The 13844-nt window shown below is 58.9% G+C and carries 12 protein-coding genes and 1 pseudogene; 6 read left to right on the top strand and 7 right to left on the bottom strand.

Features of this window, described 5'->3' with window-relative positions; translation table 11 throughout:
• Positions 1-12: 12 nt before the first annotated feature.
• From E4191_RS22545 to E4191_RS22530, 4 genes are all read left to right on the top strand, one after another.
• Positions 13-711: a hypothetical protein gene (locus tag E4191_RS22545; RefSeq protein ID WP_139616539.1), complete on the top strand. Its 699-nt coding sequence runs from the start codon at positions 13-15 to the stop codon at positions 709-711.
• A 204-nt stretch (positions 712-915) separates the two neighbouring features.
• The gene (locus tag E4191_RS22540; protein ID WP_139616538.1) at positions 916-1716 is read left to right on the top strand and encodes an alpha/beta fold hydrolase; all 801 of its coding nucleotides are present in this window, start codon (positions 916-918) and stop codon (positions 1714-1716) included.
• Positions 1717-1745: 29 nt separating this feature from the next.
• Positions 1746-2798 carry a dethiobiotin synthase gene (locus tag E4191_RS22535; RefSeq protein ID WP_135817455.1) on the top strand — a complete coding sequence of 351 codons (1053 nt, stop codon included), beginning with the start codon at positions 1746-1748 and terminating at the stop codon, positions 2796-2798.
• A complete protein-coding gene (locus tag E4191_RS22530; RefSeq protein ID WP_139616537.1) occupies positions 2798-4321 on the top strand; it encodes an ABC transporter transmembrane domain-containing protein in 1524 nt (507 codons plus the stop codon). The genes E4191_RS22535 and E4191_RS22530 overlap by 1 nt, the downstream gene beginning before the upstream one ends.
• Before the next feature lie 96 nt (positions 4322-4417).
• Here the strand turns inward: E4191_RS22530 and E4191_RS22525 are convergent, their stop codons facing one another.
• From E4191_RS22525 to E4191_RS22505, 5 genes are read right to left on the bottom strand one after another with little or no spacing between them, the layout of a single operon-like run.
• On the bottom strand, positions 4418-5089 hold the full coding sequence (locus tag E4191_RS22525; RefSeq protein WP_139616536.1) for a response regulator transcription factor: 672 nt from the start codon (positions 5087-5089) through the stop codon (positions 4418-4420).
• A gap of 10 nt (positions 5090-5099) precedes the next feature.
• Positions 5100-6674, bottom strand: coding sequence for a sensor histidine kinase (locus E4191_RS22520; RefSeq protein WP_139616535.1), 1575 nt, complete (start codon positions 6672-6674; stop codon positions 5100-5102).
• Positions 6616-8793 (bottom strand): peptidase domain-containing ABC transporter, encoded by a 2178-nt coding sequence (locus tag E4191_RS22515; RefSeq protein WP_228461940.1) that lies wholly within the window; start codon positions 8791-8793, stop codon positions 6616-6618. The genes E4191_RS22520 and E4191_RS22515 overlap by 59 nt, the downstream gene beginning before the upstream one ends.
• Positions 8790-10094 (bottom strand): HlyD family secretion protein, encoded by a 1305-nt coding sequence (locus E4191_RS22510; protein WP_139616533.1) that lies wholly within the window; start codon positions 10092-10094, stop codon positions 8790-8792. Before E4191_RS22510 ends, E4191_RS22515 begins: the two co-directional genes overlap by 4 nt.
• Positions 10091-11068 carry a hypothetical protein gene (locus E4191_RS22505; RefSeq protein ID WP_139616532.1) on the bottom strand — a complete coding sequence of 326 codons (978 nt, stop codon included), beginning with the start codon at positions 11066-11068 and terminating at the stop codon, positions 10091-10093. Before E4191_RS22505 ends, E4191_RS22510 begins: the two co-directional genes overlap by 4 nt.
• Before the next feature lie 853 nt (positions 11069-11921).
• Here E4191_RS22505 and E4191_RS23985 point away from each other — a divergent pair.
• On the top strand, positions 11922-12071 hold the full coding sequence (locus tag E4191_RS23985; protein ID WP_176562859.1) for a hypothetical protein: 150 nt from the start codon (positions 11922-11924) through the stop codon (positions 12069-12071).
• 4 nt (positions 12072-12075) lie between these two features.
• Here E4191_RS23985 and dmeF read toward each other — a convergent pair whose 3' ends face one another.
• Together dmeF and E4191_RS22495 are read right to left on the bottom strand one after the other, a co-directional pair.
• Positions 12076-13005 carry a CDF family Co(II)/Ni(II) efflux transporter DmeF gene (gene dmeF, locus E4191_RS22500; protein WP_139616531.1) on the bottom strand — a complete coding sequence of 310 codons (930 nt, stop codon included), beginning with the start codon at positions 13003-13005 and terminating at the stop codon, positions 12076-12078.
• On the bottom strand, positions 13002-13280 hold the full coding sequence (locus E4191_RS22495; RefSeq protein WP_139616530.1) for a metal/formaldehyde-sensitive transcriptional repressor: 279 nt from the start codon (positions 13278-13280) through the stop codon (positions 13002-13004). Before E4191_RS22495 ends, dmeF begins: the two co-directional genes overlap by 4 nt.
• Before the next feature lie 91 nt (positions 13281-13371).
• Here E4191_RS22495 and E4191_RS22490 point away from each other — a divergent pair.
• A pseudogene (locus E4191_RS22490) lies at positions 13372-13560 on the top strand (chromate transporter); the annotation flags it as partial.
• Positions 13561-13844 lie beyond the last annotated feature (284 nt).

Below are 13844 nucleotides of genomic sequence, written 5' to 3'. Positions count from 1 at the left end.
AGGACCACAACCGTGAAGATTGACGATGTTACCTTGATGGCTTTGGCTGACGACGAACTGAATGCTGTCGAAGCCCTTGCCCTGGAAGCACGTCTCGCGGCAGACCCCGAGGCTCGATTGCGCCTTGCGCGGTTCCGGACAACCAGATTGCGGCTGGAGGCATTGCAAACCGCGCTGCCAACGCAGGGCCCTGCTGATGCTGATCTGATTGCCCGGATCAGGGCGGCAAGCATCACTGTGCCGGAGCACGGTCGCATGCGTGCGGTGAGCTCAGCTGCCAACGCCAACCGCGCGCTCCGGGCGGCTGTTGCGGCTGGAGTGGTGGCGGTAACAATCACCGTCGGCTGGCAGTTGACCCCCGGCAGTGACACCCTGACACCGCTGCAACAGGCGTTGACCCAGCTTCCTGCGGGAGAAGGTCTCGTCCTGCCAGATGGCACCGATCTGACTGTTATCGGCAGCTTTCACACCGCCGCGGGCGCGTTTTGCCGCGAAGTCGAGACCGTTCGCGAGGAGCGCACCCGCCTGTCGGTCATGTGCCGGACGACATCGAATGAACAATTTGACGAGCGCTTTGCCTTGGATAGGACAACGGCGGGCGGCTACCAGCCGGCATCAGGTGATATTGATGCTCTGGAGGCGTGGATGTCCGAGGTCGAGGCAAGCCAGCCACTGTCGCTCGAGGCAGAGGCTGAAGCCCTTCGGCGCTAGACTGCAGCCGATAACTTAACCTTGGTAGTCGCTGCCTGGTGCGGCGGGCTACACGCCCGACTGCGAAATTTGTCGCGCCATCCTGATGCCCGGCCTGGACCTGCACATAAAAAGGTCTTGGTGACGGAATAAAAGTCCCGACTGCGCGTATCTCTTGCAGCAAACCCGCAGGAGGCAGTCATGCAGCGGCGAAGTCCCAAACTAATGGTCACGCGCATCACCAGCGCTTCGACGGCAGGCGTCTTGCGCGCATGCGTCATCCACCCATCCGCCCCTTCGGGGCTTGCCCCGCTGGTTGTCTTGCATGGCATTTCGCGAAACGCGGATCAGCTGGTAGACCTGTTCCGCCCGGAGGCCGAATGCAGCGGCCGGGTCGTCATCGTTCCACATTTTGAAGCCGAAGCCTGGCCCGACTTTCAGCGACCAAGTCGTGTGGCGCGTCCCGATCTGGCGCTGCTGGCCCTTCTGACACAGATTGAGGCCGGGGATTCAGGGATGCGGGGGCCGATTGATCTGTTTGGCCACTCCGGAGGCGCCCAGTTGGCCCACAGATTTGCGATGCTTTACCCAAACCGGATCGGAAGGCTACATCTGGCGGCTGCGGGCTGGTACTGCCTCCCTGACGCCTCGATGCCCCATCCTTACGGACTGGCTGAAAGCCATCGATCTGCAGATACGGCTTGGGTGCGCCGGCACACTGAGATGCTATCGATCTATGTTGGTCTGTCCGTCCGCCTCTATGTCGGTGCATTGGACCTGGGGCGTGACAATAGCTTGCGCAAGACGGCTTCGCTGGATCGCATTCAGGGCCGCACCCGTCGAGACCGTGCGGCCCATTACCTGACATCCTTTCGCAGGGCCGCTGAAGCATTGGGCCGAACACCCGACATCACCCTGACTGAGCTGCCGAGTGTCCCCCATGACGTTGCCCTCGCCATCACCCAGACTGGTCTGGCCCGCCTCGTCGTCGCTGCAGAGAATGTGCGTCTGACACGTGCATCCTGATCTGTCTCGTTATTCACAGGAGCTTCCCAATGAGCATCTCCCTTCTGTCGTCTTTGGTCCCGGCCAAGTGGACTTTTGCAACCCGGCGGGTAGACCGCAGCCTGATCGCCGGGATCGACGGGTCTTTCGACACTGTCCGCGCTGGCGATCTGATCCTGGCGCAGGTGGTGCAGCTGGGTCAGCACCAGCGTGTTCAACTGACATCGGGACGGCCCTCGGCCATCTATCCCGGCGACATGATCGTGCTGGCTTGTGGCGCGCGCTACGCCCCTGATCAGTTCGAGGGTGTGGCTGAGATCGATCCTGCGGGCGCCGACCTCCTGGCCGGCGGAGGCTGTATCGGACGCATGACCGCGCGCAACGAACGCATCAAACCCGCGACCCAGCTGTTACCTGTGGGCCGCCTGTGTGACGCGCAGGGACATGCGGTCAATCTAGATCGCTTCTCGTTGCCATCCTCTCCCCGGGCCTACGAAATACCGGTCATTTTCGTTCTTGGGACAGCCATGAACTCTGGCAAGACACTTGCCACCGCACAACTGGCCCTGGGATTGCGGCGTGCGGGATACAAGGTGGCGGCGTTGAAGGGGACCGGCACAGGAGCATTCGGAGACCTGAACGAATACGCCGATACCGGCGCGCATCTTGTGGCAGATTTCACGGATGCTGGAATGGTGACAACCTATATGGAGCCGCTGACGAGGATCAAGGACGGCCTGGACAAACTGCTGGGCCACGCGGCCGAGGCGGGGTGCCAGATCGCCGTGATGGAGATTGCCGACGGCCTGTTTCAGCGGGAAACCGGTCAATTGGTGGCTGATCCGTGGCTGCGGGCGCGGATGTCCGGCCTGGTCTTTGCCTGTGGGGATGCTGTTGCCGCCGCCGGAGGCTTGGCGGAACTGGCTCGCCATGGATTGCGGCCCGACGTCCTTACGGGTCTCCTGAGCTGCTCGCCCATGGCGGTGGCTGAAGCGCAGGCTGCGACAGGTGTCACGGTCCTGCGCAAATCAGACCTTGCCGACCCGGCCGAAGCCAATCTGTTTGCCTTGCGCGCCCTTGGGATGCCGCGGCAGGTCGCCTGATGGATTTGCCGCCCCTTCTCAACTCCGCCCGAAAGGGGGGGCTTGCGCGCGTGGCCGCCCTGACGGTGATGCAAGGGGTCGCCGCCGGGGCAGGGGCGTTTGCAACACGGTCCCTGTTCGAGGCAATCCATCAGGGCCAGTCCTTGCCGTTTATCGGCCTGGCTGTGTTGGTCGGTGCGGGACTTGTCTTCGCCGCGACGCGGATCGCCGCCCGCTATGCGGGGGAACGCATTGGACAGGACTACGCGCGCGAGATCCGCGCGGCCCTGTTCGACCAGGCAGCTCGGATGCCCGCACAGGCTGTGGCGCAACGTCGGTCGGGATATATGTCGCTGCGGTTCGTGGGTGACATGACGGCGTTCCGCAACTGGCCTGCACTTGGATTGCCCGGTGTCGTTGCGGCAGCGGTTCTGATCCCCGCAGCGCTGTTCATCCTGTGGCTGCTGCATCCGACACTGGCCCTTGTCGTCGGGGGACTGGTGACCCTGTCCCTGGTCGCCATCACGGCTGGCGGGCTGTCGCTGCCAGCCACGCAGCGCAGGCTGCGCGCGCGCCGTGCCCGTATCGCCGCGGAAATGGCCGAACGCATGCCCATGGCCCCCCATCTTGACCGGCTTGGCCGTCGGGGGACAGAACTGGCGCTTCTGGATCGTCTGACGGACCGGATGGTGTCTGCGGCGCTGCGCCAGCGGTTGACAGTTGAAAGCCTGAAAGCCGTGCCAGACGCAGCAGCCGGTGTCGCAGCGGCCGCCGTCATGATCTTGAGTCACCAGCTAGAATTGCAGGCGGGCACCATTGCGGCTTCCCTGGCGGTCCTCGGACTACTGGTCACGCCGCTGCGGGATCTCGGTGCGGCTTGGGACTATTGGAGTGCGTTCCGGGCTGCGGCCGTCAAGGCGACCGCGGCGCTGGACCGAAGGCCGCGTGACCTGTATCGCGCCGGGCGAAGCCTGCCATCGGGGCCGGTCGCGGTCGGACTTTCCAAAGTCCAGCTCTCGTCAGGTCGGTTGCTGACCCGGAAGATCCTACCCGGCGTCGTTGAGGTGATCCCGCTTGCACCCTGCGATGCGCTCATCTTGCATAACCTGCTTCTGGGACTGGATGATTCGGGGACGGGAACGATTTTATTGTCTGGTATCGATCTGCGCGACCTGAGCCGGGGCACCTTGCGCCGCAACGTTGCCTTGGTCGGTCCATCACCTCAAATCCTGCAGGGATCATTGCGACGCGCACTCACGCTCGGGTGCGATACCCGTCCTGATGACCAGCGGCTTGTGCGCCTGGCCACCGCTCAGGGATTGCAGCCTTTATTGACGAGGCTTGGTGGCTTGAATGGGAGGGTTCAGGAAGGTGGCCGAAACCTGACAGATGCTGAGTGTGATGCCATCAGTCTGGTGAGGCTCCACCTTTTGCGACCAAAGCTGGTGCTCGTTGCCCCGGAGACCGGATCAGATGCCGTTTCAAGCCTGCGCCGTTACCTCACAAAGAGGAAAGCAACCATCATCGCCACGCGGGAGATTTGATTTAACTCATCGGCTCAACTGAATAGAAAGCTTCACTTTTTAATAGTTCTTCCTGAAATTTTAAGCACGATATGTGACGTGAATACCGGCCACGGGCTATCCAATGCTATAGCCGGCTCCCCGCTTCGTCTTAATAAGTGGTCTCGCTTCTCCGTCGTCCACCTTCTTGCGAAGATAACGCACATAGACGTCGACAACCTTGGTTCCAGGGTCGAAACCATAGCCCCAATTATTATTCAGAATCTGTGTACGGGTTAGGACAGTCCCCGTGTTCTCCATCAGGTAGCGGAGTAGGGCGTATTCCTTGCGCGTGAGCTCTATTTCCCGATCACCGCGCCGTACCTGTCGAGAGCGCAGGTCCAAGGTCAGGTCTTGGACTCGCAACATCGGATCAATACTCTCTGGCGTGCTGCGACGTAAAAGAGCTTCGACCCGCGCCACGAATTCGTCGAACGAGAAAGGTTTCGTCATATAGTCGTCCGCGCCAGCGTTCAAACCGCTAATTTTATCCCCTATCGCATCCTTGGCAGTTAACATCAGTATGCGGCCGCCGTAGTTATCGCTGCGCAATTGCCGACAGACCTCGACACCATCTATATCGGGCAACATCCTATCGAGGATAATCAACGAGTATCCCGTCGTACGTGCCAAAGATAGGCCTTCCAGAGCGCAGTAAGCAATATCTATGGCATGCCCCTCGGCTGTCAGACCCCGTGAGATGAAACTGGCAATCCGGGGATCGTCTTCGACAAGAAGAATTTTTGTCACGGGGATTACCTCACGCGATCAGGGGAAAGCGAAATGTTACAACTGTCTCACAGTCTGCGCTTTTCAGGAAAATGTTCCCACCATGGGTGTCGGTAATCCACTTGGCAATTGGAAGGCCGAGACCGCTACCGACGGTCGGGCGATTATCAGACTGATGTCCTCTGTAGAAACGGTGGAAGACAAAAGGCAGATCGTTCGCGGGAATACTGGCGCCTGCATTGCGCACGCTGACCACGGCGTCATGCCGGGTGGAACATAGTGTCACGTCGACGGAGGCGCCGCGCTTGGAATACTTAATAGCGTTATCAAGTACGATTAAGAAGGCTTGGGTCAGGCGCTCGGCGTCGCCCTCCACTTTGCAAAAGGGCTCGTCGATGGTGGCTTGCAACAGCACGCCTGTTTCCGCTGCCAGAACGCGCGCCTCGCCAAGCGCCACTTCGAAGACATCTCGAAGCACAAGCGGTTCCATTTCAAAGCGGATCGCGCCCACTTCGGCACGAGAAAGAAACAGGAGGTCCTCGATCAAACGACCCATCTGACCAGTTAACCCAACGATGCGGCTCAATGTCTCTCGATAATCCTCGACTACCTTATTCCCACGAAGCACAATCTCGGCCTCGCCACGCAGTACGGTGAGCGGCGTGCGCAACTCGTGTCCAATATCGGCGAGAAACAGCATTCGCATCTCATCGAGCTTTTTCAAACGACTATTTGCCTCTTCGAGTTGGCTGATCCTCTGGCCAATCTCTGTCTCGAGTCCCGACTGAACCTCAAGAAGCTGGTTACGCTGCGCTTCAAGTTGCGCAGCTGTCGTGTTGAACTGGTCTGCCAAATCGGAAAACTCGTCCTTGCGGTCGTAAGTTATCCGGTAGCCAAGGTTGCCGTCGCCAATTGCCTGTGCGCCTGAAATCAAAGCACGGATCGGTCGCGTTAAGGCCCGGGTAAGCATCGTTCCCGCAACCAGAGATACTCCCAACGCAGCAAAACAGATCGCAATGACGAGGATCGTCAGCTGCTGCTCAAGCTGATTGGTCCGCGTTTGGATAACTTCAAGCTCCTCGGTTTCGTCGGCAATTGCGGCTGAGATGTACCTTTCGAGTTCCTCATCCATGCGATTCTCGATGTCGTCCCTAAATAGCTCGACCGCCTCGGCCTGACGGCCGGAATCGCGCAGGACCATCAAACGCTCGGCCGTCAGATCGATTGATTCATAGAGCTCGCGCATCGCCCGTACACGCACGAGCTCTTCTTGCTCCTCGTCGCGCTCATCGGAGGAACGTACGAAGCTTATTTCTTCTTCGACCATATCGGTGAGAAGATCGAAGCTGTCTTCAAGACTGGCGCGCGCAACATAGAAATCATCAAGCTCTGTTCTTCCAAGGAGAAGCATCTCCGCGATATTCTCTGAGTATCGGTTCATGTGCGCAGACAGCCGGATGACAGTATCCATTTGCGCACGGGCCAAGCGGCTTCGATCGAAATAATAGTCGATGCGCTCGATTGCGAAGTACGTTCCTCCTCCCGTACTAAGCAACAATAGAGCAACGATCAACTGGAAGGCGATGATCTTGTTGCGGATGCTCATCCGTTTCGTCCTCTCTGCCTGTGTCAGACACGATCTGGCCTTTCGCGAACGTAATGACTCGTTCGGAGGCGAATATCGTCTCGGGGCGGTGTGCGACGACTATCCGGGTCACTGCCAAGTTTTGCAGCGCCTTATTCACCGCCCGTTCACGCGCTACGTCAAGATGGCTCGTGGCCTCGTCGAGCAGCAGCAGCCCCGGTGAACGAAACAACGCGCGGGCGAGAAGAAGACGCTGCTTTTGTCCGCCAGATAGAACAGTGCCCATGTCGCCAATCAGTGTGCCGTAACCCATAGGCATAGCAATGATATCATCATGGACAGCTGCGCGCCGTGCGCAGTCTTCGATCAGGTCGGGATTGGCGCCTGCGGTGAAGAAAGCAATATTATCTGCAATAGAGCCTGCGAATAGAAAGTCATCCTGCATGACGACACCGATCATCGCGCGCCAATTTTCTGGGCCGAGGCGCGCCATTGGTTCACCATCTATCATGATCGTCCCTGATGTCGGAACAAGAAGTCCGGCCAGCAGCTTCAGCAGGGTAGTCTTGCCACATCCCGAGGGACCGGCGAAGGTTACCGACGACCCCGGCGCAATCTGAAAGCTGACCCCGTGTAAAACAAGGGGATCGTTGGGCCCGTAGCGGAACGACAAATCGCGCACTTCGATCCCGACGGGATTTCGATGCGCCACCTTCGGGCGCAGGTCAGCAATGGGCTCCGGGGCAGTTAGTGCAATGTCAGCCAGACGCTCTGCATGCAAACCCAACATCCTGAGTTCAACAAAAGTGTCGATTAACCCGCTGACCCGGCGCACAAACAAATCTTTGTATGCAATAAAGGCGATCAGCAGCCCCACCGAGAAGACATTCTCAAAGATCATCCGTGCTGCAAGATAGACTACTAGGATGCTGAGGATACCGAGAAGCAAGCTATTTGCGGTGCGAAAGAGGAGGTTTAGCCGCTGAGTGATAAGCTGTCGATTTGTCGTCTCAACCAGGAGACTCAACCAGTGCGCCCTCCGATCCTGCTGGCCGTTGAAAAGCTTAATGGTCTTAATTCCTCGCAGGGTCTCGAGGAAGTGACTGTCGCGTCGCGCCGCCCAGATGATGGCTTCAGCCGAGGCCTGCCGCAGGGGCATGTAAGACGACCAGCGTAGCAACGCGTAAAGTGCCGCGCCGACAAGTGCGACAGTCGCGAGTGTCGGGGCCAAAACAAACATGACGACGAGGGTGATTATGCACATCAATCCGTCAAGGATTGCCACCACGAGGTCGGTCGTCAGCGTCTGCAAAATAGTGTCTTGGCTGTCAAAGCGCGACATCACATCAGCAACATGTCGTGTCTCGAAATAGCTCGCGGGCAGGGCAATCAAGTGCGAGAACAAGTTTGTCCTGGCCTGCACTTTTAGGCTTGCTCCAAGCGTGATTAGCATCCAGCCGCGCAGCGCGCCGATCGCCGTCTGCAACAAGAGCAGAAGAGCAAAAGCGATAGCTAACGACAGCAGGAGGCTTCGATCGGCAGAAACGATAGCTTGGTCAACCGTCAAGCCAAGAAACAGGGGTGCGAGCAGTGCGAAAATCTCGAGAGCGAAAGCAAGGAGCAGCAGGTGAGCAAGCGAACGGCGCATACCCGTGATGCGGCCTAGAAGTGAACGAATGCGGATCCGCGGTGGCGCCTCGGCTGCCTCAAAGCCGCCCGTCGGCGTAAGTTCGAGCGCTACGCCAGAAAAATGCCGGGAGACTTCTGCCAAAGACAACCGGCGCACGCCTTCGGCCGGATCGTGAATTGTCACACCACCTCGGCGTACCGCCTGCAGAACTACAAAATGGTTTAAATCCCAGTGCAGGATGCAGGGCAGGCGCAGTAGCCGAAGCTCATCTAGCTCGAGGCGTACCGGGCGTGCGGCGAGCCCGATCCGGTCGCTAACCGAGATCACATCCTTGAGGCTTGCCCCCATGAGCGAGAACCCGTGGCGTCGCCGCAAGGCTCCAGGATCTGAATGTTGCCCGTGGTAGCTCGCGATCATTGACAGGCAAACGAGACCACACTCTGCCGCCTCGGACTGCAGACTAACCGGCAGCCGGCGGCCCCAACCAAACTGCAGCCCTGCGGAGCTCACACTTTGCCCTCCCCAGTCAGTGAATAGAGAGGGTCGAGAATCCATTGATAGATGCGGCGGGTCTCGATCACGATATCAGCGCTCAGCGTCATACCCGGCTGTAGGGGTGCGTCCTCGCCATATGCAGTTGCCGACTGTGCAGCGAGCCGAACTGTTACCCGATAGACAGGCTCGCTTCCGGAGTCCGTCACGGTGGAAATACCCGCCGCTGCCAGCTCGAGATGCCCAATCGTAGAGCGCGATACCGACGCGACCACCCCCTCGTAAAGTCCAAATTTTTGGTAGGGATACGCTTCGTACCGGATCATCGCCCGCTGTCCCGGCCGGACGAAGCCGATCGCGCTGCTCGGTCCGTAGAGCCTGGCCTCTAAATAAGAATCCTCGGGGACCAGTGTCATCAACGGCATGTCCGGTCCCGCAGAGCTGCCAGCTGACGCCTGCAATGCCGTCACCGTACCGGACTGGGGGGCTGCAATGACGATCTCGCGGGCGGCCTCGGCCTCAGCGATTTCCTGATCAAGCGCGGCCACAGAACGGTCGATTTCGGAAAGCTGCAGGTCGCGTCGGAACGGTGCCTCTTCGTGAGCAACCTCGATATCGAGTTTCTCAAGATCCAATGTGCTGCGCTGGCGTTCAAGCGTCTGCAACGCCAGCGCTTGATCCAGCGCCTCCTCCTCCGCCGACCTAAGGGTCTCCTCCGTCACCAGATTGCGTTGCCTTAGAGCGCGCTGGCGATCCAGAGCGTTCCGGGAAAGGTCGACTCGGGAATGCTGCAGGTCAAACTCAACTTGAAGATGCTCAAGCGCTGCATTCATTCCCTGCATGCGACGTTGGCGTGCCCCGTCTTGTCCGTCAAATAGCGCGATATGGCGGTCGCGCTCCGCAACCAGGGCATCTCGGCGTGCCCGCAGTGCACGCACCACCTCTCCCTGCGTTTCGCCCATGGTCTCGCTGCGACGCTCGATCGACAGAACCGCCAACGCAGCCCCGCGGACTACTTTTTTTCCTTCGGTTACCGAAACCTTGGTAAGCACGCCGGGTTGCGGTGCCATTACCTGGATCAAGCCACCTTCAGGAACAAGTGACCCTTGGAGGCGGGACTTGCGGGTGTATTCCCCGAATCCAACGAGTCCAATCACTCCGGCGACCAGAAAAGTCGCGACGCCGGTCCACAAAACATGCGAAATACGCGGCACCAGCAATACTGTTCCAAGCCATCGGTCTTGCTGTTCAGCCACCGCCTCAGCGCGGAAAAGTGGCGCGTCCTTTTCGAGGCGTTCGGAAGCTCTTCGGCCATTCATTGTCCGCCCTCATAGACGGTGTATTCCTTGACTTCGAAGTTAACCTCGACATGCTTTTGAGTTCGGCGAGCGCGCAGTATCGTCCTGATCTTCGGGTCAAAGAAATCTTTCAAAACTGGTGGACGGGCCGACCGGAAATAGAAGGCTGGGTCATCAACAACAGGCTGTGCGGCAGCAACTTCCAGTTCGTCCCGTCGTGTCACAGTTTGGATGACGCAAGGCGCGTGGGTGATCCCCGCTGCCCGCATAGCGACGGCGCGATGATAGCCGTTGTGGAGCACCATTCGGTCGTCAGACCGGATAACGGTCAAGAAATTAGAGCCATAGCCAACGAAGGCACCAATGGCCCCCGAAACAGGCGCGCAACTTTTGCGGTCAAGGATCTGACTCGGGCCTAGCAAGACAACATCATGAAAACGCAAGTCGTTGGAGGCAGACATGAAAACGTACCGCTGGTTGCCCAAGCGCCGAATTTCGACCTGCGGATCGCGGCGCTCGAAAGGCTGGCAAAAGCGAAACAGACTGACAGCATCGGTGTGTGGGCCAAGCTGCGACGCCAGAGCATCGACAAAAGGCAATGTTACGCGTCTTTGTGAGACCACTATCTTGTCGAGCTCGACCATGCCGAACGTGGTGGGCATACGATCAAAAGTATTGCGAAAGTGTTCGTGATCCGAGAGATCCCGGGCCAGCGCATCTAAAGAGCTCGGCAATTCAAAACATTGTATCGTGTCAGCAATACCGGCTTCGTGCTGTTCAAGGTCATAGTAGTGATCATTCGCATCCCGCCAGGCATCAACAAGCACGCCGCGATCGATTTTGTCGCCGCCGTCCACTCCCTTCTTCACGTAATCCAGAAAGTCCGTCAGAGGCGGCTGACCCAGAAGCCAGATTTCCCGCTGGATATCGGAGTCATTGGCCGAAGCAACACGGCTCATTTCTGCATCGAGACCCGCTACGCTCTCGAAGGGCATTGTTCAAACTCCTGTCTATAATGTGCGCGCGCCCCGATGGTCGTGTCTCGGGACGCACCTAGGTTGGATTGCCGACGCGCCAAATCGCAGAGTCGGCGTGCGTCAGCTATTGCTATTGCTCCGGCTACGGCTATTGCTATTGCTATTGCTATTGCTGGCATCGCGACGACGTGCTTTGCGGTGCTTGCGACGACGACGACCGCGGCTCCCGGCACCGTAAACGCTTTCGAGCTCTTCCGTTTTGAGATCACGCATTTGCTTTTCTCCTCACAGAGACCAGGGATTGGCCTCCTGTTTTTGAGAATGAACACGTCAGCGTCTAGGAAAACTCAAATTTCGCTCTGATCGCGGTTTCTTCGCATTTTTTAACCTAATTCTTCGCTATAATTAATTCACGTTGGGGCTTTTCATCTAGAAGTTGCGTTAGCAACGTAACCTCATGGCGAGAATGTTTAATAGATGGGATACTTTTAGACCAAATGGCATAGAATTTTGCCGTGTACTTATACCAACGGCACTGAGCTCCGACTCGCACGGGACTTCCCTCGACCTGATCATCTGAATCGTTGCCATTAAACGATGGAGGTTTCGATGGCGGTCGAGATCATTCGTATGCGCCGTTCCCGTCCCATTGATTTCCGCGATTCTGGTACGCTGACGTAGCGGTCAGCTTCGTTCTAAGGCTAGGCCTGGTGCGGCACGCGACCCTAGCTCGCTACGACCGGGGCGGATAGTGCGATCCTATGGTCATTCGACGGGGCCACCGGACCGATGGGAAAGGCGCCCTTGCAGGTCTGTCACCATGAAAGAACACTCGTGACGGGTCCTTGCCGGGTTTGCCGATGGCCGGATCATGGTGTCGCAGGCGCAGGACGATGCCGTGCCGAAGATCATCAAGCAGAGGCAGGGACCGGCCATCGAGACACTGGCTGTGGCTACGGAAAGTGGCTGGTTGTTTGCTGCCGATGGGGACGGGCAGGTCTTCTGGATACCGCTCGGCTGAGGGATCAGCCGGGCCGGGTCACCTCGATCGTCAGGTGCGACAGATCGTGGATATGCGCCAACCGGGCCCGATAGGTGCTGACGTCTTGCGGCGCATCGCTGACGATGGACAGGGTTGCACCATGATGCCCCGGGCCCAACTGCCAGACATGCAGGTCCACGATCCGGTCGCCGCTGATCTCGATGGCCTCGCGGATTTCCTCAGGAAGGTCTTCGTCCTCGGGAACATAGTCCAGGAGTCCCCGACCAGAGTCGCGGATCAGTCCCCAGGACCAGCGTGCGATGACCAGTCCGCCAACAATGCCCATCAGAGGGTCCATCCACAGCCAGCCGGACTGGCTGCCCACCACCAGTGCAATGATTGCCAGAACCGACGTCAGCGCATCGGCCAGGACGTGCAGGTAAGCTGCGCGCAGATTATTGTCCCGATGACCGTGCCCATGCTCATGAGTGTGCTTATGGCTGTGATCATGGCCGTGATCGTCACGCAAGAGCCACGCGCAGCCCAGATTGACGATCAGCCCGATGACAGCCACGGCAATGGCCTGGCCGAAGCTGATTGCCACCGGGTTGACGAGACGCTGAAAGCTCTCCCATCCGATCAGCAGCGCAATCACTGCCAGAATGACCGCGCTGCCGAACCCGGCAAGATCGCCCAGCTTGCCCGTCCCGAACGTAAAGCGCCTGTCATCGGCCCTGCGCCGGGCGAAGCGATAGGCGAGCGCCGCGATCAGCAAGGCAGCGGCGTGCGTTGCCATGTGCCAGCCGTCCGCCACCAACGCCATCGAACCAAAGACCGTGCCGGCGGTGATTTCGATCACCATCATCGCCGTCGTGATGGCAATTACGGCCCAGGTGCGCCGCTCGTTGCGGTGATGATCCTGCCCCAGAAAGACATGCTCATGCGGGGCGGCAAAGCGGCTGGCATCGGTCATTTGAGATAGGTCCTGATGACGGCGATCAATTCGCCTGCCGCTTTGGCTCGGTTCGGATCGGTATCCGTCTCGGGATCGGCGACATGGTTGCGGACGTGATCCTCGATCAGTTCCGCCGTCAGCCCCGATATGGCACCGCGGACGGATGCCACGAGGTTCACCACCTCGGCGCAGGGCGCGTCCTCATCAAGCATGCGCTCGATCGCGTCTATCTGCCCCTTGAGGCGCCGCACACGCGCCAGCAGGGCCGCCTTGTTCTTGATCGTATGTCCCATAGGCATAGGGGTATCCCCTATTTGTGGACTTAGCAAGATGGCCGCTCATCGGCCTAGACGTTAACGATCCAACAAACACTCCGAGGACTGTATCCTGACAACCCGTCCCTATCCGACCCTGGGCGAGGCCACGCGTATCGGCTTGCTCAGCTTCGGCGGCCCGGCAGGCCAGATTGCCCTGATGCATCGCATCCTTGTCGAAGAACAGAAATGGCTGGGCTAGCGGCGCTTCCTGCACGCGCTGAACTACTGCATGCTGCTGCCCGGCCCCGAGGCGATGTAGCTGGCTGTTTATATCGGCTGGCTGTACCTGCGGCGAATGGCCGGAAGGTCCCGCATAGCGCTCACACGGACGCAACGGCTGACCGGCAGCTTTGCGGGACAAGCTGCCGCTCATCGGCGAAGGGACAACACTCCTGCACCAACAATCATGATCATGCCGCCAGAAGCGATCAGGTCTGGGGTTTCATGGAAAAAGACGATGACATAAATCCAACCTATTGACCTTGTTGCTGAGCTATGGCCGATTTTGGGTGATGGGGTCTGAGAAGGCGGCGTATCGTG

Source organism: Paracoccus liaowanqingii, assembly GCF_004683865.2.
Classification (GTDB): domain Bacteria; phylum Pseudomonadota; class Alphaproteobacteria; order Rhodobacterales; family Rhodobacteraceae; genus Paracoccus; species Paracoccus liaowanqingii.
The sequence above is the reverse complement of the archived record's forward strand: the minus strand, read 5'-3'. Positions and strand labels throughout refer to the sequence as shown.